The organism is Streptomyces sp. NPDC028635, assembly GCF_040637635.1.
Lineage (GTDB): Bacteria > Actinomycetota > Actinomycetes > Streptomycetales > Streptomycetaceae > Streptomyces.
On the sequence record NZ_JBEZWX010000013.1, the window covers coordinates 36,506 to 61,804 of the forward strand.

The following is a 25,299-nucleotide window of genomic DNA, read 5'->3' on the forward strand; positions in this document are numbered from 1 at the left end:
GGGGTATCCCCGGTTGACGCGTTACGCGTTACGTCATCGGGCTCAGACGAGCTCGGTGACCGTACCGCCGGCGGCGGTGATCTTCTCCTTGGCGGAGCCGGAGACGGCGTCGACCGTCACCTGCAGCGCCACGGAGATCTCGCCCTGGCCGAGGACCTTGACGAGGCTGTTCTTGCGCACGGCACCCTTGGCCACGAGGCCCTCGACCGTGACCTCGCCACCCTCGGGGTAGAGCGCGGCCAGCTTGTCGAGGTTCACGACCTGGTACTCGGTCTTGAACGGGTTCTTGAAGCCCTTGAGCTTCGGGAGACGCATGTGGAGGGGCATCTGCCCACCCTCGAAGCGCTCCGGAACCTGGTAGCGGGCCTTGGTGCCCTTGGTACCACGACCGGCCGTCTTACCCTTCGACGCCTCACCACGACCGACACGGGTCTTGGCGGTCTTGGCGCCCGGGGCGGGACGGAGGTTGTGGATCTTGAGCGGGTTGTTCTCCGCCATGATCAGTCGACCTCCTCGACCGTCACGAGGTGGCGGACGGTGTGCACCATGCCGCGGAACTCGGGGCGGTCCTCCTTGACGACCACGGTGTTGATCCCCTTGAGACCAAGCGACCGCAGGGTGTCACGGTGGTTCTGCTTGCTGCCGATGTAGGACTTGACCTGCGTGATCTTGAGCTGCGCCATGATTACGCACCCGCCCCGGCACGCGCACGCAGCAGGGCCGCGGGAGCGACGTCCTCGAGCGGCAGACCACGGCGGGCCGCGATCTCCTCGGGGCGCTGCAGACCCTTCAGGGCCTCCACGGTCGCGTGCACGATGTTGATGGCGTTGTCGGAGCCCAGGGACTTCGACAGGATGTCGTGAACGCCCGCGCACTCGAGCACGGCACGCACGGGACCACCGGCGATAACACCGGTACCCGGCGAAGCCGGCTTGAGCAGCACGACGCCGGCAGCCTTCTCACCCTGGATCGGGTGCGGGATGGTGCCCTGGATACGGGGGACCTTGAAGAAGTGCTTCTTGGCCTCCTCAACACCCTTGGCGATGGCGGCCGGCACCTCCTTGGCCTTGCCGTAACCGACACCCACGGTGCCGTCACCGTCGCCCACCACGACCAGCGCGGTGAAGCTGAAGCGACGACCACCCTTCACAACCTTGGCGACACGGTTGATCGCGACGACGCGCTCGACGTACGCGGTCTTCTCGGCGGCAGCAGCGCCGCCGTCACGGCCCTTCCGGTCCCGCCGCTCGCCGCCACCGGCACCGCTTCCGCGGCGCTGGGGTCCAGCCATTGGATTACCTCTCTCTTTTTCCGCTAGCTACGGCGGCTCAGAACTTGAGCCCGGCCTCGCGGGCGGCGTCCGCCAGGGCAGCGATGCGCCCGGCGTACTGGTTGCCACCACGGTCGAACACGACGGCCTCGACACCGGCGGCCTTGGCACGCTCGGCGACCAGGGCGCCGACCTGCTTGGCCTGGGCGGACTTGTCGCCCTCGGCACCGCGGATCGAGCTGTCCAGGGTGGACGCCGACGCCAGGGTGTGGCCCTTCAGGTCGTCGATCACCTGCGCCACGATGTGACGGTTGGAGCGGGTCACGACCAGGCGGGGACGCTCCGCGGTACCGGAGACGTTCTTGCGGATCCGAAGGTGACGGCGCTTGATAGCAGCACGCTTGTAAGCGTCGCCCTTGAGAATCTTCTGTCCGTATGCCATGGCTTACTTACCCGCCTTTCCGACCTTGCGGCGGATGACTTCGCCCTCGTACTTGACGCCCTTGGCCTTGTACGGGTCGGGCTTGCGCAGCTTGCGGATGTTGGCCGCAACCTCGCCGACCTTCTGCTTGTCGATGCCCTCGACCGAGAAACGGGTCGGGGTCTCCACCTTGAAGGTGATGCCCTCGGGGGCCTCGACGGTGATCGGGTGGCTGTAGCCCAGCGCGAACTCGAGGTTCGAACCCTTGGCGGTCACTCGGTAACCGACACCGCTGATCTCGAGCTTCTTGACGTATCCCTGGGTCACACCGGTGATCATGTTCGCCACCAGCGTGCGGGACAGGCCGTGCAGGGCCTTGCTCTGCCGCTCGTCGTTCGGGCGGAGCACCTGGAGGGTGCCGTCCTCGCCCTTAGCGATGTCGATCGGCGCGACGATGGTGTGGGTCAGCTCGCCCTTGGGGCCCTTGACCTTGACCGTACGGCCGTCGATGGTGACGTCCACGCCGGCGGGAACCGGGATGGGGAGCTTGCCGATACGCGACATAGCTGTTTCCTCCGTTCCCTTCCGTTACCAGACGTAGGCGAGGACTTCCCCACCCACGCCCTTCTTCTGCGCCTGCTTGTCGGTCAGCAGGCCGTGAGACGTGGAGATGATCGCCACGCCGAGGCCGCCGAGCACCTTCGGCAGGTTGGTGGACTTCGCGTAGACCCGGAGACCGGGCTTCGAGATCCGCTTGATGCCCGCGATGGAGCGCTCACGGTTCGGGCCGAACTTCAGGTCGAGCACGAGGTTCTTGCCGACCTCGGCGTCCTCGACCTTCCAGCCGGTGATGAAGCCCTCCTGCTGGAGGATCTCCGCGATGTGAGACTTGATCTTGGAGTGCGGCATCGACACGGAGTCGTGGTAAGCCGCGTTCGCGTTCCGCAGACGCGTCAGCATGTCTGCGATCGGATCAGTCATGGTCATGAATTGGCCTGTGGCCTTTCTCGCCGGGGTTTCCTATATGCGCCATCCCTCTCCCCATACATGGACGGGACGGGTGCGGTGCGGGGACCTACGGCGTAGTAAGTCGTTCAGGGCGGCAGAGGCCCAACCCTCCTAGCCTAAGCCATGAGAGCGGCGGCCTCTGCCGTCCCGGTTGCTTACCGAGAGGTCCAGGTATCCCTAACTAGGGGATTACCAGGAGCTCTTGGTCACGCCCGGCAGCTCGCCACGGTGAGCCATCTCACGAAGGCACACGCGGCACAGGCCGAACTTGCGGTACACGGAGTGGGGACGACCACAGCGCTGGCAGCGGGTGTAGCCACGCACACCGAACTTGGGCTTGCGAGCAGCCTTCGCGATGAGAGCCTTCTTCGCCATCTCGCTCACGCCTCCTTGAACGGGAAGCCGAGGTGACGGAGGAGCGCGCGGCCCTCTTCGTCGTTGGTCGCCGTGGTGACCACGGTGATGTCCATACCCCGGACACGGTCGATCTTGTCCTGGTCGATCTCGTGGAACATGACCTGCTCCGTGAGACCGAAGGTGTAGTTGCCACGGCCGTCGAACTGCTTGGGGGACAGGCCGCGGAAGTCGCGGATGCGCGGCAGCGCGAGCGACAGGGTGCGGTCCAGGAACTCCCACATGCGGTCGCCACGGAGCGTGACGTGGGCACCGATCGGCTGACCCTCACGCAGCTTGAACTGCGCGATGGACTTGCGGGCCTTGGTGACGGCCGGCTTCTGACCGGTGATCGTGGTGAGGTCGCGGATGGCGCCCTCGATCAGCTTGGAGTCGCGGGCGGCGTCGCCCACACCCATGTTGACCACGATCTTGACGAGGCCGGGGACCTGCATGACGTTCTCGTACTTGAACTCGTCACGCAGCTTGCCCGCGATCTCCTCGCGGTACTTCGTCTTCAGACGCGGAGTCGTGGTGGTAGCCATCAGATGTCCTCACCCGTCCGCTTGGCAACGCGGATCTTGTTGCCCTCGTCGTCGAAGCGGTAGCCGACACGCGTGACGACCTTCTGGCCGTCCTTCTCCACGACCAGCTGGACGTTGGAGACGTGGATCGGGGCCTCGGTCGTGACGATGCCACCGGCCTGCGAACCGCCGGCGGTGGGGCCGGCCTTCGTGTGCTTCTTGACCCGGTTGACACCCTCGACCAGGACGCGCTCCTCGCGCGGGTAAGCGGCAATGACCTTGCCCTGCTTGCCCTTGTCCTTGCCGGTGATGACCTGGACCAGGTCGCCCTTCTTGATCTTCATGCTTACAGCACCTCCGGAGCCAGCGAGATGATCTTCATGAACTTCTTCTCGCGCAGCTCACGCCCGACCGGGCCGAAGATGCGGGTGCCGCGAGGGTCGCCGTCGTTCTTCAGAATGACGGCGGCGTTCTCGTCGAAGCGGATGTACGAGCCGTCCGGACGGCGGCGCTCCTTGACGGTGCGAACGATGACCGCCTTGACGACGTCACCCTTCTTCACGTTGCCACCGGGGATCGCGTCCTTGACGGTGGCGACGATGACGTCACCGATGCCCGCGTAGCGGCGACCGGAGCCACCGAGCACACGGATGCAAAGGATCTCCTTCGCACCAGTGTTGTCGGCGACACGCAGTCGCGACTCCTGCTGGATCACGTCTATCTCCTGGATGTCTGCCGGTTCCCGGCAGGGGTTCCTTCACGAAACCCCTGCCGAGCCTGGCGGAACGATGCGTAGGGGGTCCCCCTACGAGGGATTACTTGGCCTTCTCGAGGATCTCGACGACGCGCCAGCGCTTCGTCGCGGACAGCGGCCGGGTCTCCATGAGGAGGACGCGGTCGCCGACGCCCGCAGCGTTCTGCTCGTCGTGGGCCTTGAGCTTGTTCGTACGGCGGATGACCTTGCCGTACAGCGCGTGCTTGACACGGTCCTCGACGGCGACGACGACGGTCTTGTCCATCTTGTCGCTGACGACCAGACCCTCACGGGTCTTGCGGAATCCGCGTGCCTCGGTGTTCTCAGTCACGTTGCTCTCGCTCATCAGGCGCTCTCCACCGTCTCGATGCCCAGCTCGCGCTCACGCATCAGGGTGTAGATCCGCGCGATGTCCTTACGGACGGCCTTGAGCCGACCGTGGTTCTCGAGCTGACCCGTCGCCGCCTGGAAGCGGAGGTTGAACAGCTCTTCCTTGGCCTCGCGGAGCTTCGCCAGAAGCTCCTCGTTGCCCAGCTCGCGCAGCTCGGACGCCTTGGTACCGGCCGACATCACGCTTCACCTGCCTCGCGCTTGACGATCCGGCACTTCATCGGCAGCTTGTGGGCCGCACGAGTCAGCGCCTCACGGGCGATCTTCTCGTTGGGGTACGACAGCTCGAACATCACACGTCCGGGCTTGACGTTCGCGATCCACCACTCCGGCGAACCCTTACCGGAACCCATGCGGGTCTCGGCCGGCTTCTTGGTGAGGGGACGGTCCGGGTAGATGTTGATCCAGACCTTGCCGCCACGCTTGATGTGACGGGTCATCGCGATACGAGCCGCCTCGATCTGGCGGTTCGTCACGTAGGCCGGGGTCAGCGCCTGGATGCCGTATTCGCCGAACGCAACCTGCGTTCCACCCTTGGACATACCGTTGCGCTTCGGGTGGTGCTGCTTGCGGTGCTTGACCCTACGGGGGATCAGCATTTCGGTCAGGCCTCCGTTCCGGTGCTCTCAGCCGGAGCGGACGCGGGAGCCTCGGCCTTGGGGGCCTCGGCGCCGGCAGCCTGCTGCGGCTTGCGACCGCGCCCGCCACGCTCGCCACCACGGCCACCACGGGCCGGGCGGTCGGCGCCGCCACGGGCCGGGCGGTTACCCGCACGGGCCGCAGCGTTCTCGGCGCGGACCTCGGCGATGTTCTTCACGTCGCCCTTGTAGATCCAGACCTTCACGCCGATGCGGCCGAAGGTCGTCTTGGCCTCGAAGAAGCCGTAGTCCACGTTCGCACGGAGCGTGTGCAGGGGCACACGGCCCTCGCGGTAGAACTCCGAGCGGGACATCTCGGCGCCACCGAGGCGGCCGCCGCACTGGATCTTGATGCCCTTGGCGCCGGCCTTCATCGCCGACTGCATGCTCTTACGCATGGCGCGGCGGAAGGAGACGCGGGAGGAGAGCTGCTCGGCGACGGCCTGGGCAACCAGCTGAGCGTCGGTCTCGGGGTTCTTGACCTCGAGGATGTTCAGCTGGACCTGCTTGCCCGTGAGCTTCTCGAGGTCACCGCGGATGCGGTCGGCCTCGGCGCCACGGCGGCCGATGACGATGCCCGGACGAGCGGTGTGGATGTCCACACGCACGCGGTCACGGGTGCGCTCGATCTCAACCTTCGAGATGCCGGCGCGCTCCATGCCGGACGTCATCATCCGACGGATGGCGACGTCTTCCTTGACGTAGTCCTTGTACAGCTTGTCGGCGTACCAACGCGACTTGAAGTCGGTCGTGACACCGAGCCGGAACCCGTGCGGGTTTACCTTCTGGCCCATTACCGGGTTCCTTCCTTGCTGCTGACGACCACGGTGATGTGGCTGGTCCGCTTGCGGATCCGGTAGGCGCGGCCCTGGGCACGCGGCCGGAACCGCTTCAGGGTCGGGCCCTCGTCGACGTAGGCCTCGGAGATGTAGAGGCTGTCGGCGTCGGTGTGGTCGTAGTTGTGCGCGGCGTTGGCGATGGCGCTGTCCAGCACCTTGCCCACCGGCACCGAGGCGGCCTGCGGAGCGAATCGCAGGACGGCCTGGGCCTCCGTGGCGTCCATGCCACGGATGAGGTCCACCACGCGGCGGGCCTTCATGGGCGTGACGCGGATGTACCGCGCCTGGGCCCTGGCTTCCATGGTTGTCCCTTCAGTTACTTACGTGTCTGAATGCGATCCGCTACTAGCGGCGCTTCGACTTCCGGTCTTCCTTGACGTGACCCCGGAAGGTGCGCGTCGGCGAGAACTCGCCGAGCTTGTGGCCGACCATCGACTCGGTGACGAACACCGGGATGTGGGTCTTGCCGTTGTGCACCGCGATCGTGTGGCCCAGCATCGCCGGGACGATCATGGAGCGGCGGGACCAGGTCTTGATGACGTTCTTGGTGCCGGCTTCGTTCTGCGAGTCCACCTTCTTGATGAGGTGGTCGTCGACGAAGGGCCCCTTCTTGAGACTGCGCGGCATCTAAACCCGCTCCTAGCGCTTCTTGTTCGTCTTGCGGCGGCGGACGATGTACTTGTTCGAAGCCTTCTTCGGCGAACGAGTACGACCTTCCTTCTGACCCCAGGGGCTGACCGGGTGGCGACCACCGGAGGTCTTGCCCTCACCACCACCGTGGGGGTGGTCAACCGGGTTCATCGCCACACCGCGAACGGTCGGGCGGACGCCCAGCCAGCGCTTGCGGCCGGCCTTGCCCCAGTTGATGTTGCTCTGCTCGGCGTTGCCGACCTCGCCGACGGTGGCGCGGCAGCGCACGTCGACCAGGCGGATCTCACCGGAGGGCATGCGCAGGTGGGCCATCTGGCCCTCCTTCGCGAGCAGCTGCACGGAGGCACCGGCGGAGCGGGCGAACTTGGCGCCGCCGCCCGGACGAAGCTCCACGGAGTGGATCGTCGTACCGACCGGGATGTTGCGCAGCGCCAGGTTGTTGCCGGGCTTGATGTCGGCACCGGGGCCGTTCTCGATCCGGTCACCCTGGTTCAGCCCGCGGGGGGCCAGGATGTAGCGCTTCTCGCCGTCCGCGTAGTGCAGGAGCGCGATGCGCGCGGTGCGGTTCGGGTCGTACTCGATGTGCGCGACCTTCGCCGGCACGCCGTCCTTGTCGTGACGACGGAAGTCGATCACTCGGTAGGCGCGCTTGTGGCCACCGCCCTGGTGGCGGACGGTCACACGACCGGCGTTGTTACGGCCGCCCTTGCTGTGCAGCGGGCGGACCAGCGACTTCTCCGGCGTGGACCGCGTGACCTCGACGAAGTCGGCAACGCTGGCGCCACGACGGCCCGGCGTAGTCGGCTTGTACTTGCGGATTCCCATTTCTCAGTCCTCGTCCGATATCGGACGATCCGACCCGCTTACGCGGTCGGACCGCCGAAGATGTCGATACGGTCGCCCTCGGCGAGGGTCACGATCGCGCGCTTGGTCCCCGCGCGCTGGCCGAAGCCGGTGCGGGTCCGCTTGCGCTTGCCCTGGCGGTTGATCGTGTTGACCCCGGTGACCTTGACCGAGAAGACCGCCTGGACGGCCTGCTTGATCTGGGTCTTGTTGGCGTTCGGGTCGACGATGAACGTGTACTTGTTCTCGTCGAGGAGCGCGTAGCTCTTCTCGGAGACGACCGGCTTCAGCAGGACGTCACGGGGGTCCGTGTACGACTTGCTCAGCGGGGTCTCGACGGTGTTCTTGCCCTCGGTGGCGTGGCGACGCGCCTTGGCGACGCGCGCGGCCTTGGCGGCCTTGGCGGCCTTCGAGGCGATCGCGGGGTGACGGATAGCCATCAGGCCTCGCTCCCTTCGGTGTCAGCGGCCTTGGGGCCAGACACGAAGGACTCGAAAGCGGCCTGGGTGAAGACCACGTCGTCCGAGACGAGAACGTCGTACGTGTTCAGCTGGCCCGGCTCCAGGATGTGGACCTGGGGCAGGTTGCGGGCGGACAGCCACGCGGCCTCGTCGGAGCGCTCGGCGACCAGGAGCAGGTTCTTGCGCTCCGAGATCTTGCCGAACAGGCTCTTCGCGGCCTTGGTGGAGATCGCACCCTCGACCACGCCGGCGACGACGTGGATGCGGTTGTGACGCGCCCGGTCGGTGAGGGCACCGCGCAGGGCGGCGGCCTTCATCTTCTTCGGGGTCCGCTGCGAGTAGTCACGCGGCACGGGACCGTGCACGACGCCACCACCGGCGAACTGCGGCGCGCGGGTCGAACCCTGGCGGGCGCGACCGGTGCCCTTCTGGCGGTAAGGCTTCTTGCCACCACCACGGACTTCACCGCGGGTCTTGGTCTTGTGCGTGCCCTGGCGGGCAGCGGCCAGCTGCGCGACGACGACCTGGTGGATCAGCGGAACGCTGACCTTGGCGTCGAAGATCTCCGCGGGGAGCTCGACGGAACCGGCCTTGTCGCCAGCCGGCGAAAGGATGTCAACAGTGCTCATCGGTTACCTCAGGCCCCCTTGGCCGCGGTGCGGACCAGGACGAGGCCGCCGTTCGGACCGGGAACCGCGCCCTTGATGAGCAGCAGACCCTTCTCCGCGTCAACGGCGTGGACGGTCAGGTTCTGGGTGGTGACCCGCTCGTTGCCCATGCGACCCGCCATGCGGAGGCCCTTGAACACGCGGCCCGGGGTGGCGCAGCCACCGATGGAACCGGGAGAGCGGTGCTTGCGCTGGGTGCCGTGTCCGGCGCCGAGGCCCTTGAAGTTGTGACGCTTCATGACACCGGCGAAGCCCTTGCCCTTGCTCTTGCCGGTGACGTCGACCTTCACGCCGGCCTCGAACACCTCGGCGGTGATCTCCTGGCCGAGGGTGTACTCGCTGGCGTCAGCGGTACGGATCTCGACGAGGTGGCGACGGGGGGTGACGTCGGCCTTGGCGAAGTGACCCTTGAGGGGCTTGTTCACCTTGCGCGGGTCGATCTCGCCGAAGGCGATCTGGACCGACTCGTAGCCGTCGACGTCGTTCGTACGGACCTGGGTGACGACGTTGGGGCCGGCCTTGACGACGGTGACCGGAACAACACGGTTGTTCTCGTCCCACACCTGCGTCATGCCGAGCTTCTCGCCCAGGATGCCCTTGATCTGCTTAGCCATTCTCAGCCCACCAGCCTCAGAGCTTGATCTCGATGTCGACACCGGCCGGGAGGTCGAGTCGCATCAGAGAGTCAACGGTCTTGGGGGTCGGGTCGAGGATGTCGATCAGGCGCTTGTGCGTGCGCATCTCGAAGTGCTCGCGCGAGTCCTTGTACTTGTGCGGCGACTTGATGACGCAGTACACGTTCTTCTCAGTGGGCAGCGGCACCGGGCCCGCGACCGACGCACCAGTGCGCGTCACCGTCTCGACGATCTTCTTCGCCGAAGAGTCGATGACCTCGTGGTCGTAGGCCTTGAGCCGGATGCGGATCTTCTGTCCCGCCATGGCTACTCAGTAGTCCTGTCTCTCTACAGCTCTGGAACCTGGTGTTCCCTTGACTTCCGCCGACCCACGCGGTCGGGCGTGTCGCACTCCCGCTGACACAGATGTCCCTTGTTCGAACATCCCTTGTCGTGGGGAAGAGGTTCACCGGGTGCCTGGCCAGTGCCGCACCACACTTCCCGGAAGATTCCCGTACGTCCGCCCCAGCGCTGCCCGAGGGCAGTTAGGGCGACGAGTACTGTGGGACTCGCTTCCGGTCCTCCCGGCGGGAGGCGCGCAGCATCAACACTCGACCGAGCAACTCCGACAGTCTGCCATAAGGGGCAGGCCGGATGCCAATCGAGCCGAAGAGATTACCCCGGGGGTGACGCAGGTCAAACCCGGGGCGCGCCCCACCCTCAGCTTTGCGTGGCGTAGCTCACAAAATCCGCCCAGGCGCTCTCCGTGAGCGCCAGCCGGGGGCCGGCGATGTGCTTGGAGTCACGCACGTGCACGGTGCCGGGAGCGTGGGCGACCTCGACGCAGGAGTTGCCGTCGTTGCCGCTGCTGTAGCTGCTCTTGAACCACGCCAGCTCGGATGCGTCCCCGGCCGTGGTCTTGCGGATCATGTTTCTCCCAGCAGTGTCTCGACGAAGGCCAGCGACTCCCTGGGCGAGAGCGCCTGAGCCCGGATCGTGCCATACCGCAGCTCAAGGATGCGCAGGTGCTTTGGATCAGGCGTCGGCCGACCGCTGAACGCGCCGTCGGAGCGGCCCACGGCCGTCCCGTCCGCGAACTTCAGCAGCTCGATCCGGCCGTCCAGCCCCGAGTGGGTGTCGCAGTCCATCGGCATCACCTGAAGCACGACGTTGTGCAACCGGGCCACCTCCAACAGCCGTTCGAGCTGCCGCCGCCAGGCCATTGTGCCCCCGAGAGGACGCCGAAGGACCCCTTCTTCCAGCACGAAGTGGATCGAGGGTGCCGGGTCGCGCTCAAAGACCGACTGCCGGGCGAGCCGAGCAGCCACCATGCGTTCGACTTCGTCCGGTGAGTAGGGCGGCTGGGTCGCACCGATGACCGCCCGCGCGTGATCCGGTGTCTGGAGCAAGCCGTGCACGCTGTTGCACTCGTACACCCCGATCTCCACCGCCTGGGCTTCCAGCTTCGCCAGCTCCCGTACCCGCTTCGGATACCGGACCTTCTTCACGTCCTCCCAGGTCGCCGCGATGAGTCCGCCGGCGTGCAGGACCTGGTCGGCGGCGACCAGGTAGTCCTGGCGCGGGATCCGCTTCCCGGCCTCGATCTTGTACACCATGTCTTCGCCGTAACCGACGAGCCTGCCGAACTCCGCGGCCCGCAGCCCGGCCGCCTCCCGGCGCAGCTTCAGCTGCCGCCCGACCGTGGCGATGACGGCCACACCCCACTCGTCGTCCGGGTCCACTTCCCAACCCGGCTCGTCCGCCTCACTCTTGAGCCGTACCGCCTCGCCGTCCACGGACATCCGCGCCCCTCCGTCGTCCCGTTCCCGCGCCGTACGTCGGCGCCCTACCCGTGGGAACCGCGCGGACAGCCAAGACAACACCGGACAAGCACCGGACAGTGACCGTACGCAACCGCCCCGTCACTCCTCACGGTAGGCAGAAACCGCCACGCTGAGTGACGTGAACCAGGAAATCGCCGAGTTCGATCCCGAACTCGCCCATGCCGTCCCGCACTTCAGCGTGCTGCTGTCGTCCACCGCGCGCGGTGCCCGTCTCGCCCGGCTGCTGGCCGACACCCAGCTGCGCCGCTGGGGACTGCCGACCGAGCCCGCGAACCAGCTGGTGGCCGAGCTGGCGGCCAACGCGGCCACCCACGGACGCGTCCCCGGGCGCAACTTCCGGCTGACGCTGTACGTCGTCGGCGGCACGCTGCGCATCGAGGTGACCGACACGCGGGGTGAGCGTCTGCCGGAGGTGCGGTGCCCGGAGGGGATGGCCGAGTCCGGGCGGGGACTGCTCCTGGTGGAGGCACTCGCGGACCGGTGGGGGGTGCGGGAGGAACGCTGCCCGCGCAAGACCGTCTGGGCGGAGATCGGCACGGGGAACGCCGCATCGCGAACGGTCACGTCCCGGTGAGCGGCCACCCGGACCGTCGCGAGGTCAATGCTTTAAAGAACCCCGGGGAAAGTACCGTCCAAACCCCGCCCCACCCCGCCGTCTCCCCTGCGGACCCCCGTCACCCGCACGAGTGGTCTTCGCCAACTGGGCTGGATCTCCGCCCAGTTCGACGGCATATGCTCGCCGCGACCACAACCGAAGACATGCGACGGCCCCCGGCCGGGACTGGCATCCCGATCGAGGGCCTGACCACCGAGGAAGGCAACAACTTCCCGATGGGTACCGAGCACTTTAGCGCGCCCCCGTGCGCCCAGCCGGTGATTCCGCGCGGGATCACCCACATCAACTCCCCGCACCCCGATCGCTTCACGGTCGTCGGCAACCACCTCGCGCAGCACCACGAGCTGTCGCTCACCGCGATCGGGCTCGCCACCCACATCCAGTCGCTGCCCTCCGGCTCCCCGGTCGGCATCAAGTCGCTCGCGGCCCGCTTCCCCGAGGGCGAGACCCGGATCGCCGCGGCCCTGCGGGAGCTGGAGGCCCACGGCTATCTGGCCCGCATCCGCGAGAAGCTCCCGAACGGCCGGATCGTCACGCACACGCTGTCGTACAACCGGCCCGTCACCGACGAGCCCCCCGGCCCCGGGACACCGCCACCCCCACCGCCGCCGCGGCGGGCACCCGCTCCCCCGCCACCGCCGCCGGCCCCCGTCATCGCCTTCGCGGCCGAGACGCCCGCGAAGCCCGCTCCACCCCCGCTCCCCGAACCGCACCACTCCGACCCGGTGCGGGACCGCGCCGCCACGGACCTCCTCGCCACCCTCCACCGCCATGACCCGCGCCTGCTGCTCTCCGCGCACGACGTCCGCCGGCTCGTCCCGGCCGTCGCCACCTGGCTGGAGCGGGGCGTCCGGCCCGAGGCCGTACGCCACGCCCTGACCGCGAACCTCCCCCACGAGCCTGTGCGCAGCCCCGTACGCCTGCTCGGGCACCGCCTGACCGAGCTGCTGCCGCCGCCCGCGCCGCCAGAACCCCCACCTGCCGCGCACCACCGGCCGGCCGGGCGTCTGCCCCTGCACAGCTGTGAGGGGTGCGAACGCGCGATTCGCACCCCTCACCCGGGCACCTACTGCCGTGACTGCCGGGAAGCCCACCCCGGCAACCGGTCAGCGGCGTGATCACATCACTTCGTGAAGTACCCCGTGATGTCGGCGATCAGGTCCACCGAACCCCACTGGTTGTAGAAGTCCACCTTGCCGTTCACGACCGGGACGATCACCAGGTTGGGGATCGTCAGGCCCGACGTGAAGTTCAGGTTCGACGCCGACGTGCGGGCCGTACCGTCCGGGTAGACCGACACGAAGCTCGACGAGGTCGGGTTCGTCGCCGTCACGTTCAGGACCACCGCCGTCACACCCGACGACGGGACGCCCTGGACACCGGCCACCGGCAGGGACACCACGCCCTGCGGGCCCACCGGGGCCTTCGGGACGCCGATGCCGTACCGGGTGTCCATCAGCCGCTTCGGACCCAGGTTGATGTGCGAGGCGCCGTCGGTGCCGGAGGTGAAGTAGCCGGTGATGTCGGCGAGCAGGTCGACCGAGCCCGCGTGGTTGTAGAAGTCCACCTTGCCGTTGACGACCGGGACGATGACCAGGTTGGGGATGGTCTGGCCGGCGGTGAAGTTCAGGTTCGACGCCGACGTGCGGGTCGTACCGTCCGGGTAGACGGACACGAAGCTCGACGAGGTCGGGTTCGTCGCCGTCACGTTCAGGACCACCGCCGTCACACCGGACGACGGGACGCCCTGGACACCGGCCACCTGGAGGCTCACCACGCCCTGCGGACCGACCTTCGCCTTGGGCGTGCCGGTGCCGTACCGCGTGTCCATCAGCCGCAGCGGGCCGTGGCTGACGTGGGTCGAGCCGCTGGTGTCGGTGGCGTAGTAGCCGGTGACGTCGGCGATCAGGTCGACCGTGCCCGCGTGGTTGTAGAACCGGACCTTGCCGTCGATCACCGGGACGGTCACCAGGTTGGGGATCGTCTTCCCGGCGGTGAAGTTCAGGTTCGACGCCGACGTGCGGTCGGTGCCGTTCGGGTAGACCGACACATAGCTGGTCGCCGTCGGGTTCGTGGCCGTCACGTTCAGGACGACCGCGCCGACACCGGTGGACGGCACGACGCTGTTGCCGGTGACGTCGAGGACGACCTCGCCGCCGGGACCGACCTTGGCCTTCGCCACGCCCGTGCCGGACCGGGTGTCCATCAGGCGGGTCGGGGTGACCGGCTTGAAGGTCTTCGGACCCGGCACGGTCACGGTGACCGGCGCCGACGTCGTGACCTTGCCGGAGGTGTGGGTGGCGCGGATCGCCACCGTGTGGTCGCCGTAGCCGCTCAGGGTGAGCGTCGCGCTGCGGACATGGCCCCAGCTCCAGGTGGCGACCTGGCCGTCGACCAGCACCTCGAACTTGTAGATCAGCGGGGTCTGCGTGCTCGTGGACCAGTTGACCGTGGCCGGGCCTGGCGTCTGGTAGCCGCTGCCGGCCTTCGTCGCCTCGCCGCCCACCGAGGTGATCGCCAGGTTCTGGACCGTGCCGCTCGCATAGCCGCGGATCGTGCCCAGCTGCCCGTACAGCAGGTTGCCGGGGCACTCGGTGGCGTAGCCGTCACGGTGACCGGAGACCGTGTTGAACGTGTAGTCCTGGCCCAGGGTGTACGAGGTGCCGAAGTAGTTCTTCTGCGTGGCACCGGAGGTCAGCAGGGTCGTGCCGGACGGGTCGACGCCGTACTGACCGAGCTTGTAGGCGATGATCCGCGACGCCGAGACCAGGGACGCGTCCGACGCGTTCTGCTGGTTGTAGTCGCCGAGGAAGGCCACGCTCGTCGACTGGGAGTTCCAGCCGTAGGTGTGGGCCCCGTACACCGGCTGGTCGATACCGCCCTTGCGGCCCTCGAAGAGGGTGCCGCACTTGTCGACCAGGAAGTTGTAGCCGATGTCCTTCCAGCCGTTCGACTTCACGTGGTACGTGTAGATGCCCCGGACGATCGCCGCGGACTCGGAGCAGTCGTACGGCGTGGCGTCCGCGGTGTGGTGCACGAACGCGGCCCGGATGGTGCCGCCGTTCGGCAGGTAACCGGGCTCCTCCGGGCTGATGCTCTCGTCCGCGCCCCAGCCGGCACGCGAGACGACCGGCGGCTGCGGGGCCGTCGAGGCCGGCCCGGGCGTCGTGGGCGGGGTCTCCTGCACGAAGGCCGCGGGCTCCGCGTCCAGGCCGGCCGAGGTCCTGCCCGCCGTGGCGGTGCCCGGGTCGACGAGGTCCAGGCGCAGGCCGGCCGGGAGCTTGCCGTTGCGGGCGCCGTCGGTGACCCGGACCTCGGCGCCGTCGGAGGCGTCCACCCAGACCGGCTCGGTGGAGCCGCGCGCGCCGGCCCGCTTGCCGTCGAGCATCGCCGGGTACGGCGTCAGGTCCTGCCACGCCGTCCACTGGCCGGTCTCGGCGTTGCGGGCGCGTGCCTGGATGGTGCCCTGGATCTTCGCCAGGGGGTCCGTCCAGGAGACGCCCATGAGGGCGAAACGGTCGGTGTCCCGCTTCGACAGGACCGCCTCGCCGTGGCCCTGGTCGGTCAGCGCCAGCTTGTGCACGGCGGTGCGGACCGGGCCGTGCTCCTTCCCTCGCGCGCTGTAGACGCTCGGCTGACGCGCCGGATCGTCCCCGCTCCCGAAGGCGGCGCCGTTCGCGATGGACTGGATGCCCAGAATCGCTGCGATACCGAGGGCGGCCCCGGCGGCTGTGCGCCGCGCCCGGACAGCGGTCGTACGACGTGCTCGACGTCCCGATCTCAAGTTGTTTCCCACCCCTGAACGGCCCCCCTGGGACCTCTAGATGGACATGACACGGATAAGTGGCGGCATGCTACAGGGGTCCGTGGGAGCGCTTTCCACCGGGGCGCGGGAAACACCCGTGGGACTGCTGTGGGACGGCTGCGGGGCCGCCCTGGCGAGAACGGCGCCGGAACACAAAAACGAGGGGCCCGTACGACCGAAGTCGTACGGGCCCCTCGCGGAGCTCGCGGCTGGAGCTACCGGGTCACTGGACCCCCAAGCAAGCGGACTTACTTGGTGATCTTGGTGACCTGGCCGGCGCCGACGGTCCGGCCACCCTCACGGATGGCGAACTTCAGGCCCTCCTCCATGGCGACGGGCTGGATGAGCTCCACCTTCATCTCGGTGTTGTCACCCGGCATGACCATCTCGGTGCCCTCGGGGAGGGTCACGACGCCGGTCACGTCCGTCGTACGGAAGTAGAACTGCGGGCGGTAGTTGTTGAAGAACGGGGTGTGGCGGCCACCCTCGTCCTTCGACAGGATGTACGCCTGCGCCTCGAACTCGGTGTGCGGCGTGACCGAACCCGGCTTGATGATGACCTGGCCGCGCTCGACGTCCTCGCGCTTGATGCCACGGAGGAGCAGACCGACGTTCTCACCGGCCTGGCCCTCGTCGAGCAGCTTGCGGAACATCTCGATGCCGGTGACCGTGGTGGTGGTCTTCTCGGTCTTGATGCCGATGATGTCGACGGTCTCGTTGACCTTCAGGACACCACGCTCGATACGGCCGGTGACGACCGTACCGCGACCGGTGATCGTGAAGACGTCCTCGATGGGCATGAGGAACGGCTTGTCGACGTCACGCTCGGGCTCGGGGATGTTCTCGTCGACAGCCTTCATCAGGTTGAGGACGGACTCACCCCACTCCTTGTCGCCCTCGAGGGCCTTGAGCGCGGAGACGCGGACGACCGGCAGGTCGTCGCCCGGGAACTCGTACTCGGAGAGGAGCTCACGGACCTCGAGCTCGACGAGCTCCAGGATCTCCTCGTCGTCCACCATGTCGGCCTTGTTCAGGGCGACGACGATGTACGGAACGCCGACCTGGCGGGCCAGGAGCACGTGCTCCTTGGTCTGCGGCATCGGGCCGTCGGTGGCGGCGACCACGAGGATGGCGCCGTCCATCTGGGCAGCACCCGTGATCATGTTCTTGATGTAGTCCGCGTGACCGGGGCAGTCGACGTGGGCGTAGTGACGGGTCTCCGTCTGGTACTCGACGTGCGCGATGGAGATGGTGATACCGCGCTGGCGCTCCTCAGGAGCCTTGTCGATCTGGTCGAACGCCGAGGCCTCGTTCAGGTCCGGGAACGCGTCGTGCAGCACCTTGGTAATGGCGGCCGTGAGGGTCGTCTTACCGTGGTCGATGTGACCGATGGTGCCGATGTTGACGTGCGGCTTAGTCCGCTCGAACTTCGCCTTCGCCACTGGGGTCCTCCTGTGGAGTGGTTCTGGTACGCCTTACTTCATCGGCGCCAGGTGATCTTTGCTGAAAAGGCCCGGAACCCGGGGGCAAACCCTCGCGATTGCGGGTGTTTGCCCCTGGAGGCTCCGGAGTCAAGCCTACGGCGTGTGAACGCGGTGCGTTACTCGCCCTTGGCCTTCGCGATGATCTCCTCGGCGACGTTCCGCGGAACCTCGGCGTAGGAGTCGAACTGCATCGAGTAGCTTGCGCGACCCGACGTCTTGCTGCGGAGGTCGCCGACGTAGCCGAACATCTCCGACAGGGGCACGAGGCCCTTCACGACACGGGCACCGGCCCGCTCCTCCATGGCCTGGATCTGACCACGGCGGGAGTTGATGTCGCCGATGACCTCACCCATGTAGTCCTCGGGCGTGGTGACCTCGACGGCCATCATCGGCTCGAGCAGCACGGGGCTGGCCTTGCGCGCGGCCTCCTTGAAGGCCTGCGAACCGGCGATCTTGAACGCGAGCTCGGAGGAGTCGACCTCGTGGTAGGCGCCGTCGTGGAGGATGACACGGACACCGGTCATCTCGTAGCCGGCCAGGATGCCGAACTGCATGGCCTCCTGCGCACCGGCGTCCACCGAAGGGATGTACTCCTTCGGGATACGGCCACCGGTGACCTTGTTCACGAACTCGTACGAGACGTCGCCGCCCTCGAGGGGCTCGATGCCGATCTGCACCTTCGCGAACTGACCGGTACCACCGGTCTGCTTCTTGTGGGTGTAGTCGACGCGCTCGACGGCCTTGCGGATCGTCTCGCGGTAGGCCACCTGCGGCTTGCCGACGTTGGCCTCGACCTTGAACTCGCGCTTCATGCGGTCGACGAGGACCTCGAGGTGAAGCTCGCCCATACCGCCGATGACGGTCTGGCCGGTCTCCTCGTTGGTGTGCACCTGGAAGGAGGGGTCCTCCTCCGCGAGACGCTGGATGGCGACACCCAGCTTCTCCTGGTCACCCTTGGACTTGGGCTCGATCGCGACCTCGATGACCGGCGCCGGGAAGTCCATGGACTCCAGGATCACCGGGTTCTTCTCGTCGCAGAGCGTCTCACCGGTGGTGGTCTGCTTCAGGCCCATGACGGCGACGATGTCGCCGGCGCCCACCGACTCGATCTCCTCACGCTTGTTCGCGTGCATGCGGTAGATCTTGCCGATGCGCTCCTTCTTGCCCTTGACGGAGTTCAGCACCGAGGTGCCGGACTCCAGGCGGCCCGAGTAGACCCGGACGAAGGTGAGCTTGCCCAGGTGCGGGTCGCTCATGATCTTGAACGCGAGCGCCGACAGCGGCTCGTCCTCGGACGGCTTGCGCTTGATGACCGTCTCCGGGTCCTTGACGTCGTGGCCCTCGATGGCCTCGATGTCGACCGGGGACGGCAGGTAGCGCACGACCGCGTCGAGCAGGGGCTGGACACCCTTGTTCTTGAACGCGGTACCGCAGAACACCGGGGTCACGGTGGTGCCGGTGCCCTTGCCGGACGCGATGGTGATACGACGGATCGCGGCGTACAGCTGCTCCTCGGAAGGCTCCTCGCCCTCCAGGTACAGCTCCATGATCTCTTCGTCGTTCTCGGCCACGGCCTCGATCAGCTTGCCGCGGTACTCCTCGGCAGCCTCGGTGTGCGTGGCCGGGATGTCGACGACGTCGTACATCTCGCCCTTGGTGGCCTCGGCGGACCAGACGAGCGCCTTCATGCGGACCAGGTCCACGACGCCCTGGAAGTCGGCCTCGGCACCGATCGGGAGCTGCATGACGATCGGCTGCGCGCCCAGGCGGTCCGAGATCATGTCCACACAGCGGTGGAACTCGGCGCCCGTGCGGTCGAGCTTGTTGACGAAGCAGATACGCGGAACGCCGTAGCGGTCCGCCTGACGCCACACCGTCTCGGACTGCGGCTCAACGCCGGCGACACCGTCGAACACCGTCACGGCACCGTCGAGCACGCGCAGCGAGCGCTCCACCTCGACGGTGAAGTCGACGTGACCGGGGGTGTCGATGATGTTGATGGTGTGGTCGACGTCTTCCAGCGACCAGTGGCAGGTGGTGGCAGCAGAGGTGATCGTGATGCCACGCTCCTGCTCCTGCTCCATCCAGTCCATGGTGGCAGCGCCGTCGTGGACCTCACCGATCTTGTAAGACACACCGGTGTAGAACAGGATCCGCTCGGTGGTGGTCGTCTTGCCCGCGTCGATGTGGGCCATGATCCCGATGTTGCGGACCTTGGCCAGGTCAAGTGAAGTGGTAGCCATAAGGCTTCAGTCTTCTCTCGGTCTCGATGTGGGTAGCGACTACCAGCGGTAGTGCGCGAAGGCCTTGTTGGACTCGGCCATCTTGTGCGTGTCCTCGCGCTTCTTCACAGCGGCACCCAGGCCGTTGGAGGCGTCGAGAAGCTCGTTGAGCAGACGCTCGGTCATGGTCTTCTCGCGACGGGCGCGGGAGTAACCGACCAGCCAGCGCAGCGCGAGCGTGTTGGCACGACCGGGCTTGACCTCGATCGGAACCTGGTACGTCGCACCACCGACACGGCGGGACTTGACCTCGAGGGTCGGCTTGATGTTCTCCAGCGCGCGCTTCAGCGTGATGATCGGGTCGTTGCCCGTCTTCTCACGCAGACCCTCCATGGCGCCGTAGACGATGCGCTCGGCGGTGGAGCGCTTGCCGTTCAGCAGCACCTTGTTGATCAGGGAGGTCACCAGAGGAGAACCGTAGACCGGGTCGATGATGACCGGGCGCTTCGGGGCGGGGCCCTTACGAGGCATTCTTACTTCTCCTTCTTGGCGCCGTAACGGCTGCGAGCCTGCTTGCGGTTCTTGACACCCTGGGTGTCGAGCGAGCCACGGATGATCTTGTAGCGAACACCCGGCAGGTCCTTCACACGGCCGCCGCGCACGAGCACGATGGAGTGCTCCTGCAGGTTGTGTCCCTCACCCGGAATGTAGGCCGTGACCTCGATGCCGCTGGTCAGACGCACACGCGCGACCTTACGGAGGGCCGAGTTCGGCTTCTTCGGGGTGGTCGTGAACACACGCGTGCAGACGCCACGACGCTGAGGGGAACCCTCGAGTGCGGGCGTCTTGTTCTTCTCGACCTTGTCCTGCCGGCCCTTCCGGACCAGCTGCTGGATCGTAGGCACTACTTCTCCGGTTTCTGTGTGCCGAATGGTGAAGCTAACCTGGAACGTCGCCGACCCACGCGGTCGGGTGTGTCGAATCGTGCGGGCTTCTGCCGAGCGGCATAAGAGACGCAGATTGCGGTGGCCGTTCATGGCTCCTGTGCGGTTGAAGGCACGCAGGAGAGCCAAGGCACACCCCAGGCACAAGGTCTGAGCGTACCTACCTCAAACGCTACGGTCAAAACAAATGGGCCCCGCCCGCAGCGACACACGCCACATGTCAAGCCCGCCGAGCACAAGTGATCTACGAATCGGCGGCCGCTGTCCGCTTCGAACACTTTCCTCACGCCCTTGCGCCGGGGGTCGTGGCCCGGTCAGCCGACCGCGAGGGACACGGCCGTCATCAGGAGCAGTACGAGTGCCCAGCCGGCCGTGGCCAACCACCCCAGCACCAGACCGGTCATCGCCAGCCCCTCCCCCAGCTCCCCCGTCCGCCGGATCTCCGAGCGCGCCACGTGCCCCAGCACGACCGCAGGAATCCCGGTGAGCCCGGCGGTGGGCACACACAGCAGCCCGCACACGGCGGCCCCCACGGCCTTGCCGTTGGTCCGCGGCCGGGGCACGGCACCGAACACCCCCGGAGCGAGGACAGCGGGCACAGAAGGCGGTACGGGGCCCTGCGGCAGGTCGGCGACGAGGGAGGCCAGCTCCCCCACCGTACGGGCCGCGTACGCCCGCCCGACCCGCTCCTCGAACTCCGCGCGCTCCAGGCGCCCCTCGCCGTACCCGGCCCGCAGCACATCGACGGCCCGCTCACGCTCGGCATGCGAGGCGAGCACCGCCCTCCAGCCCTGCTGCCCGGACTGAGAAGGCTGCCACGGATACGGCGACTGCGACACGAGCACCTCCCCGAAGCGCCGGCGTCCCTCCATGATGCGCCGATCCGGCGCGCGCGGCACGGGCACGACGCCGAAGGGCGGCCACCCCGTGCGGGGTGGCCGCCCTTCAGTGGACGTGCACCTTACTGGTTGTACGGACCGTAGTCGTAGTCCTCCAGCGGAACGGCCTGGCCGGAGCCGGTGCCGAACGGCGAGTAGTCGATGTCGTCGTAGCCGACGGCCGAGTACATCGCGGCCTTGGCCTCCTCGGTCGGCTCGACCCGGATGTTGCGGTAGCGGGACAGACCCGTACCGGCCGGGATGAGCTTACCGATGATGACGTTCTCCTTGAGGCCGATGAGGCTGTCGGACTTGGCGTTGATCGCCGCATCCGTCAGGACTCGGGTCGTCTCCTGGAAGGAGGCGGCCGACAGCCAGGACTCCGTCGCCAGCGAGGCCTTGGTGATACCCATCAGCTGCGGACGACCGGAGGCCGGGTGACCGCCCTCCTGGACCACACGACGGTTCTCGGTCTCGAACTTCGAGCGCTCGACCAGCTCACCGGGCAGCAGCTCGGCGTCGCCGGACTCGATGATCGTCACACGGCGCAGCATCTGCCGGATGATGATCTCGATGTGCTTGTCGTGGATCGACACACCCTGCGAGTTGTACACCTTCTGGACCTCGCCGACCAGGTGGACCTGGACGGCACGCTGGCCCAGGATGCGCAGCACGTCGTGCGGGTTGGTGGCACCCACGGTGAGCTTCTGGCCCACCTCGACGTGCTCGCCCTCGCTGACCAGGAGACGGGCGCGCTTCGAGATCGGGTAGGCCGTCTCGTCGCTGCCGTCGTCCGGCGTGATGACGATCTTCTTGGTCTTCTCGGTCTCCTCGATCCGCACGCGGCCGGAGGCCTCGGAGATCGGGGCGACACCCTTCGGGGTACGGGCCTCGAAGAGCTCGACGACACGGGGCAGACCCTGGGTGATGTCGTCACCGGCCACACCACCGGTGTGGAAGGTACGCATCGTCAGCTGGGTACCGGGCTCACCGATGGACTGGGCGGCGATGATGCCGACCGCCTCACCGATGTCGACCAGCTTGCCGGTGGCCAGCGAACGGCCGTAGCACATCGCGCAGGTACCGACCGCGGACTCACAGGTCAGGACCGAACGGGTCTTGACCTCCTCGATGCCGCGCAGGACCAGCTCGTCGATCAGGACGTCACCGAGGTCGGTGCCGGCCGGGGCCAGGACCTGACCGTCGACCACGATGTCCTCGGCGAGGCAGCGCGCGTACACGCTGGTCTCGACGTCCTCCGCCTTGAGCAGCGTGCCCTCGGCGTCGCGCTCGGCGATCCGCAGCTTGAGGCCACGGTCGGTGCCGCAGTCCTCCTCGCGGATGATGACGTCCTGGGAGACGTCGACCAGACGACGGGTGAGGTAACCCGAGTCGGCGGTACGCAGAGCGGTGTCCGCCAGACCCTTACGGGCACCGTGCGTGGAGATGAAGTACTCCAGCACGGACAGACCCTCACGGAACGAGGCCTTGATGGGACGCGGGATCGTCTCGTTCTTGGCGTTCGACACCAGACCACGCATACCGGCGATCTGACGCATCTGCATCATGTTGCCTCGTGCACCCGAGTTCACCATCATGAAGATCGGGTTGGTCTTCGGGAAGTTCTCGTTCATCGCCTCGGCGACCTCGTTGGTCGCGTTGGTCCAGATGCCGATCAGTTCCTGGGTGCGCTCGTCCTTGGTGATCAGACCACGCTCGTACTGGCGCTGGACCTTCTCGTCCGCGGCCTCCCAGCGGGCGACGATCTCCTTCTTCGCCTCGGGGACGACGACGTCGGAGATGGCCACGGTGACGCCGGAACGGGTCGCCCAGTAGAAGCCCGCCGCCTTCAGGTTGTCGAGCGTCGCCGCCACGATGACCTTCGGGTAGCGCTCGGCCAGGTCGTTGACGATCTGGGAGAGCTGCTTCTTGCCGACCTCGTAGTCGACGAACGGGTAGTCCTCGGGCAGCAGCTCGTTGAAGAGCGCACGGCCCAGCGTGGTCTTCAGCGTGAAGCTGTCACCCTGCTGCCACTCCGGCTCGCCCTCCTCGCGCACCGGCGGCACCCAGCCACGCGGCGGGATGGTGCCCACCGGGAAGCGGATCTCGGTCGGCGTCTGCAGGGACAGGTCGCCGGCGTCGAACGCCATGATCGCCTCGGCGACGGACGCGAACGCGCGGCCCTCGCCCTTGGGGTTGCGGCCCTCGGCGTCGGTGGTGAGGAAGAACAGACCGAGGACCATGTCCTGGGTCGGCATCGTCACCGGGCGGCCGTCGGCCGGCTTGAGGATGTTGTTCGAGGACAGCATCAGGATGCGGGCCTCGGCCTGCGCCTCCGCGGACAGCGGCAGGTGCACGGCCATCTGGTCACCGTCGAAGTCCGCGTTGAACGCGGTGCAGACGAGCGGGTGGATCTGGATGGCCTTGCCCTCGACCAGCTGCGGCTCGAAGGCCTGGATGCCGAGGCGGTGCAGGGTGGGAGCACGGTTCAGCAGAACCGGGTGCTCGGCGATGACCTCTTCGAGGACGTCGTACACGACCGTGCGGCCGCGCTCCACCATGCGCTTGGCGCTCTTGATGTTCTGCGCGTGGTTCAGGTCGACCAGGCGCTTCATCACGAACGGCTTGAAGAGCTCCAGCGCCATCGCCTTCGGCAGACCGCACTGGTGCAGCTTCAGCTGCGGACCGACGACGATCACGGAACGCGCCGAGTAGTCGACACGCTTGCCGAGCAGGTTCTGACGGAAACGACCCTGCTTGCCCTTCAGCATGTCGCTGAGGGACTTCAGCGGGCGGTTACCGGGACCGGTCACCGGCCGGCCGCGACGACCGTTGTCGAAGAGGGCGTCAACAGCCTCCTGAAGCATGCGCTTCTCGTTGTTGACGATGATCTCCGGAGCGCCCAGGTCGAGCAGGCGCTTCAGACGGTTGTTGCGGTTGATGACACGGCGGTACAGGTCGTTCAGGTCGGAGGTCGCGAAGCGGCCACCGTCCAGCTGCACCATCGGACGCAGGTCCGGCGGGATGACCGGGACGCAGTCCAGGACCATGCCCTTGGGGCTGTTGGACGTCTGCAGGAACGCGGAGACGACCTTCAGGCGCTTGAGCGCGCGGGTCTTCTTCTGGCCCTTGCCGGTGCGGATGATCTCGCGGAGACGCTCGGCCTCCTCCTCGAGGTCGAAGGACTCCAGGCGCTTCTGCAGCGCCGCGGCACCCATCGAACCGTCGAAGTACGTGCCGAAGCGGTCACGCAGCTCGCGGTAGAGCAGCTCGTCGCCCTCGAGGTCCTGGACCTTGAGGTTCTTGAACCGGTTCCACACCTCGTCGAGGCGGTCGATCTCGCGCTGCGCACGGTCGCGCAGCTGCTTCATCTCGCGCTCGGCACCCTCGCGCACCTTGCGGCGCACGTCGGCCTTGGCGCCCTCGGCCTCCAGCTCGGCCAGGTCGGTCTCGAGCTTCTTGGCACGGGCCTCGAGGTCGGCGTCGCGGCGCTGCTCGATCTGCTGACGCTCGACGGAGACGTGCGCCTCCAGCGAGGGCAGGTCGCGCTGACGGCGCTCCTCGTCCACGTACGTGATCATGTACGCCGCGAAGTAGATGACCTTCTCCAGGTCCTTCGGGGCGAGGTCCAGCAGGTAACCCAGGCGCGACGGGACGCCCTTGAAGTACCAGATGTGCGTGACGGGAGCGGCCAGCTCGATGTGGCCCATCCGCTCACGGCGCACCTTGGCACGGGTCACCTCGACGCCACAGCGCTCACAGATGATGCCCTTGAAGCGAACGCGCTTGTACTTGCCGCAGTAGCACTCCCAGTCCCGGGTCGGACCGAAGATCTTCTCGCAGAAGAGTCCGTCCTTTTCGGGCTTGAGGGTGCGGTAGTTGATGGTCTCGGGCTTCTTGACCTCGCCGTGGCTCCACTGACGGATGTCGTCAGCGGTGGCCAGGCCGATCCGGAGCTCGTCGAAGAAGTTGACGTCGAGCACTATGCGTCAATCCCTCTCAGGGTCGAAAGTCTGTGGTCTGAAACGGGGG

At 67.2% G+C, this 25,299-nt stretch carries 32 protein-coding genes; 2 read left to right on the forward strand and 30 right to left on the reverse strand.

From position 1 onward, the window contains the following. Positions 1-42: 42 nt before the first annotated feature. From rplO to AB0E88_RS16620, 23 genes are all read right to left on the reverse strand, one after another. On the reverse strand, positions 43-498 hold the full coding sequence (gene rplO, locus AB0E88_RS16510) for a 50S ribosomal protein L15 (protein WP_067018996.1): 456 nt from the start codon (positions 496-498) through the stop codon (positions 43-45). Positions 499-500: 2 nt separating this feature from the next. Continuing rightward, positions 501-683 (reverse strand): 50S ribosomal protein L30, encoded by a 183-nt coding sequence (rpmD, locus tag AB0E88_RS16515; protein ID WP_003998814.1) that lies wholly within the window; start codon positions 681-683, stop codon positions 501-503. Between the two features lie 2 nt (positions 684-685). After that, a complete protein-coding gene (gene rpsE, locus AB0E88_RS16520; RefSeq protein ID WP_030201551.1) occupies positions 686-1,291 on the reverse strand; it encodes a 30S ribosomal protein S5 in 606 nt (201 codons plus the stop codon). Between the two features lie 37 nt (positions 1,292-1,328). Then, complete coding sequence (gene rplR / locus AB0E88_RS16525) at positions 1,329-1,712, reverse strand: 50S ribosomal protein L18 (RefSeq protein ID WP_361630548.1); 384 nt, start codon at positions 1,710-1,712, stop codon at positions 1,329-1,331. A 3-nt stretch (positions 1,713-1,715) separates the two neighbouring features. Next, entirely contained in the window at positions 1,716-2,255 is a 540-nt protein-coding gene (gene rplF, locus AB0E88_RS16530; protein ID WP_361630551.1) for a 50S ribosomal protein L6, read from the reverse strand. Positions 2,256-2,279: 24 nt separating this feature from the next. Further along, positions 2,280-2,678: a 30S ribosomal protein S8 gene (gene rpsH, locus AB0E88_RS16535; RefSeq protein WP_361630554.1), complete on the reverse strand. Its 399-nt coding sequence runs from the start codon at positions 2,676-2,678 to the stop codon at positions 2,280-2,282. 210 nt (positions 2,679-2,888) lie between these two features. Further along, entirely contained in the window at positions 2,889-3,074 is a 186-nt protein-coding gene (locus tag AB0E88_RS16540; RefSeq protein WP_003948630.1) for a type Z 30S ribosomal protein S14, read from the reverse strand. A gap of 5 nt (positions 3,075-3,079) precedes the next feature. After that, positions 3,080-3,637, reverse strand: a complete 558-nt coding sequence (gene rplE, locus AB0E88_RS16545; RefSeq protein WP_014674377.1) for a 50S ribosomal protein L5 — start codon at positions 3,635-3,637, stop codon at positions 3,080-3,082. After that, a complete protein-coding gene (rplX, locus tag AB0E88_RS16550; protein WP_190181494.1) occupies positions 3,637-3,960 on the reverse strand; it encodes a 50S ribosomal protein L24 in 324 nt (107 codons plus the stop codon). Before rplX ends, rplE begins: the two co-directional genes overlap by 1 nt. Before the next feature lie 2 nt (positions 3,961-3,962). Next, the gene (rplN, locus tag AB0E88_RS16555; protein WP_003998823.1) at positions 3,963-4,331 is read right to left on the reverse strand and encodes a 50S ribosomal protein L14; all 369 of its coding nucleotides are present in this window, start codon (positions 4,329-4,331) and stop codon (positions 3,963-3,965) included. A gap of 100 nt (positions 4,332-4,431) precedes the next feature. Continuing rightward, positions 4,432-4,716, reverse strand: a complete 285-nt coding sequence (gene rpsQ, locus AB0E88_RS16560) for a 30S ribosomal protein S17 (RefSeq protein WP_014674375.1) — start codon at positions 4,714-4,716, stop codon at positions 4,432-4,434. Beyond that, a complete protein-coding gene (gene rpmC, locus AB0E88_RS16565) occupies positions 4,716-4,940 on the reverse strand; it encodes a 50S ribosomal protein L29 (protein WP_003974259.1) in 225 nt (74 codons plus the stop codon). The genes rpsQ and rpmC overlap by 1 nt, the downstream gene beginning before the upstream one ends. Further along, positions 4,940-5,359, reverse strand: a complete 420-nt coding sequence (gene rplP, locus AB0E88_RS16570; RefSeq protein WP_009190136.1) for a 50S ribosomal protein L16 — start codon at positions 5,357-5,359, stop codon at positions 4,940-4,942. Before rplP ends, rpmC begins: the two co-directional genes overlap by 1 nt. Positions 5,360-5,364: 5 nt before the next feature. Continuing rightward, positions 5,365-6,192: a 30S ribosomal protein S3 gene (gene rpsC / locus AB0E88_RS16575; protein ID WP_116148545.1), complete on the reverse strand. Its 828-nt coding sequence runs from the start codon at positions 6,190-6,192 to the stop codon at positions 5,365-5,367. Further along, the gene (gene rplV, locus AB0E88_RS16580) at positions 6,192-6,539 is read right to left on the reverse strand and encodes a 50S ribosomal protein L22 (RefSeq protein WP_019329637.1); all 348 of its coding nucleotides are present in this window, start codon (positions 6,537-6,539) and stop codon (positions 6,192-6,194) included. Before rplV ends, rpsC begins: the two co-directional genes overlap by 1 nt. Before the next feature lie 43 nt (positions 6,540-6,582). After that, positions 6,583-6,864 carry a 30S ribosomal protein S19 gene (rpsS, locus tag AB0E88_RS16585; protein ID WP_041665437.1) on the reverse strand — a complete coding sequence of 94 codons (282 nt, stop codon included), beginning with the start codon at positions 6,862-6,864 and terminating at the stop codon, positions 6,583-6,585. A gap of 12 nt (positions 6,865-6,876) precedes the next feature. Next, positions 6,877-7,713, reverse strand: a complete 837-nt coding sequence (gene rplB, locus AB0E88_RS16590) for a 50S ribosomal protein L2 (protein ID WP_240118074.1) — start codon at positions 7,711-7,713, stop codon at positions 6,877-6,879. A 38-nt stretch (positions 7,714-7,751) separates the two neighbouring features. Then, a complete protein-coding gene (rplW, locus tag AB0E88_RS16595) occupies positions 7,752-8,171 on the reverse strand; it encodes a 50S ribosomal protein L23 (protein ID WP_361630562.1) in 420 nt (139 codons plus the stop codon). After that, a complete protein-coding gene (gene rplD, locus AB0E88_RS16600; RefSeq protein WP_361630565.1) occupies positions 8,171-8,821 on the reverse strand; it encodes a 50S ribosomal protein L4 in 651 nt (216 codons plus the stop codon). The genes rplW and rplD overlap by 1 nt, the downstream gene beginning before the upstream one ends. An 8-nt stretch (positions 8,822-8,829) precedes the next feature. Beyond that, complete coding sequence (rplC, locus tag AB0E88_RS16605) at positions 8,830-9,474, reverse strand: 50S ribosomal protein L3 (RefSeq protein ID WP_129307396.1); 645 nt, start codon at positions 9,472-9,474, stop codon at positions 8,830-8,832. A gap of 16 nt (positions 9,475-9,490) precedes the next feature. Continuing rightward, a complete protein-coding gene (gene rpsJ, locus AB0E88_RS16610; RefSeq protein WP_003948644.1) occupies positions 9,491-9,799 on the reverse strand; it encodes a 30S ribosomal protein S10 in 309 nt (102 codons plus the stop codon). A 395-nt stretch (positions 9,800-10,194) separates the two neighbouring features. After that, on the reverse strand, positions 10,195-10,404 hold the full coding sequence (locus AB0E88_RS16615; protein ID WP_361630569.1) for a DUF397 domain-containing protein: 210 nt from the start codon (positions 10,402-10,404) through the stop codon (positions 10,195-10,197). Beyond that, a complete protein-coding gene (locus AB0E88_RS16620) occupies positions 10,401-11,276 on the reverse strand; it encodes a helix-turn-helix transcriptional regulator (RefSeq protein ID WP_361630572.1) in 876 nt (291 codons plus the stop codon). Before AB0E88_RS16620 ends, AB0E88_RS16615 begins: the two co-directional genes overlap by 4 nt. Before the next feature lie 160 nt (positions 11,277-11,436). Here AB0E88_RS16620 and AB0E88_RS16625 point away from each other — a divergent pair, with 160 nt between their 5' ends. Continuing rightward, on the forward strand, positions 11,437-11,892 hold the full coding sequence (locus tag AB0E88_RS16625; protein ID WP_361630575.1) for an ATP-binding protein: 456 nt from the start codon (positions 11,437-11,439) through the stop codon (positions 11,890-11,892). 257 nt (positions 11,893-12,149) lie between these two features. Beyond that, positions 12,150-13,052 (forward strand): helix-turn-helix domain-containing protein, encoded by a 903-nt coding sequence (locus AB0E88_RS16630; RefSeq protein WP_361630929.1) that lies wholly within the window; start codon positions 12,150-12,152, stop codon positions 13,050-13,052. A 5-nt stretch (positions 13,053-13,057) separates the two neighbouring features. On the opposite strand, the gene AB0E88_RS16635 is transcribed toward AB0E88_RS16630, so the two are convergent. The 7 genes from AB0E88_RS16635 to AB0E88_RS16665 form a co-directional block, all read right to left on the reverse strand. Beyond that, positions 13,058-15,718 carry a peptidoglycan recognition protein gene (locus AB0E88_RS16635; protein ID WP_361630578.1) on the reverse strand — a complete coding sequence of 887 codons (2,661 nt, stop codon included), beginning with the start codon at positions 15,716-15,718 and terminating at the stop codon, positions 13,058-13,060. 269 nt (positions 15,719-15,987) lie between these two features. Beyond that, complete coding sequence (gene tuf, locus AB0E88_RS16640) at positions 15,988-17,181, reverse strand: elongation factor Tu (protein ID WP_361630581.1); 1,194 nt, start codon at positions 17,179-17,181, stop codon at positions 15,988-15,990. Positions 17,182-17,339: 158 nt separating this feature from the next. After that, positions 17,340-19,466 (reverse strand): elongation factor G, encoded by a 2,127-nt coding sequence (gene fusA / locus AB0E88_RS16645; RefSeq protein ID WP_361630584.1) that lies wholly within the window; start codon positions 19,464-19,466, stop codon positions 17,340-17,342. A 39-nt stretch (positions 19,467-19,505) separates the two neighbouring features. Next, the gene (rpsG, locus tag AB0E88_RS16650; RefSeq protein WP_003992340.1) at positions 19,506-19,976 is read right to left on the reverse strand and encodes a 30S ribosomal protein S7; all 471 of its coding nucleotides are present in this window, start codon (positions 19,974-19,976) and stop codon (positions 19,506-19,508) included. Between the two features lie 2 nt (positions 19,977-19,978). Further along, a complete protein-coding gene (gene rpsL, locus AB0E88_RS16655; protein WP_003948652.1) occupies positions 19,979-20,350 on the reverse strand; it encodes a 30S ribosomal protein S12 in 372 nt (123 codons plus the stop codon). A gap of 353 nt (positions 20,351-20,703) precedes the next feature. Continuing rightward, positions 20,704-21,228 carry a DUF1707 and DUF4190 domain-containing protein gene (locus AB0E88_RS16660; RefSeq protein WP_361630587.1) on the reverse strand — a complete coding sequence of 175 codons (525 nt, stop codon included), beginning with the start codon at positions 21,226-21,228 and terminating at the stop codon, positions 20,704-20,706. 122 nt (positions 21,229-21,350) lie between these two features. Further along, the gene (locus tag AB0E88_RS16665; RefSeq protein ID WP_361630590.1) at positions 21,351-25,250 is read right to left on the reverse strand and encodes a DNA-directed RNA polymerase subunit beta'; all 3,900 of its coding nucleotides are present in this window, start codon (positions 25,248-25,250) and stop codon (positions 21,351-21,353) included. Positions 25,251-25,299 lie beyond the last annotated feature (49 nt).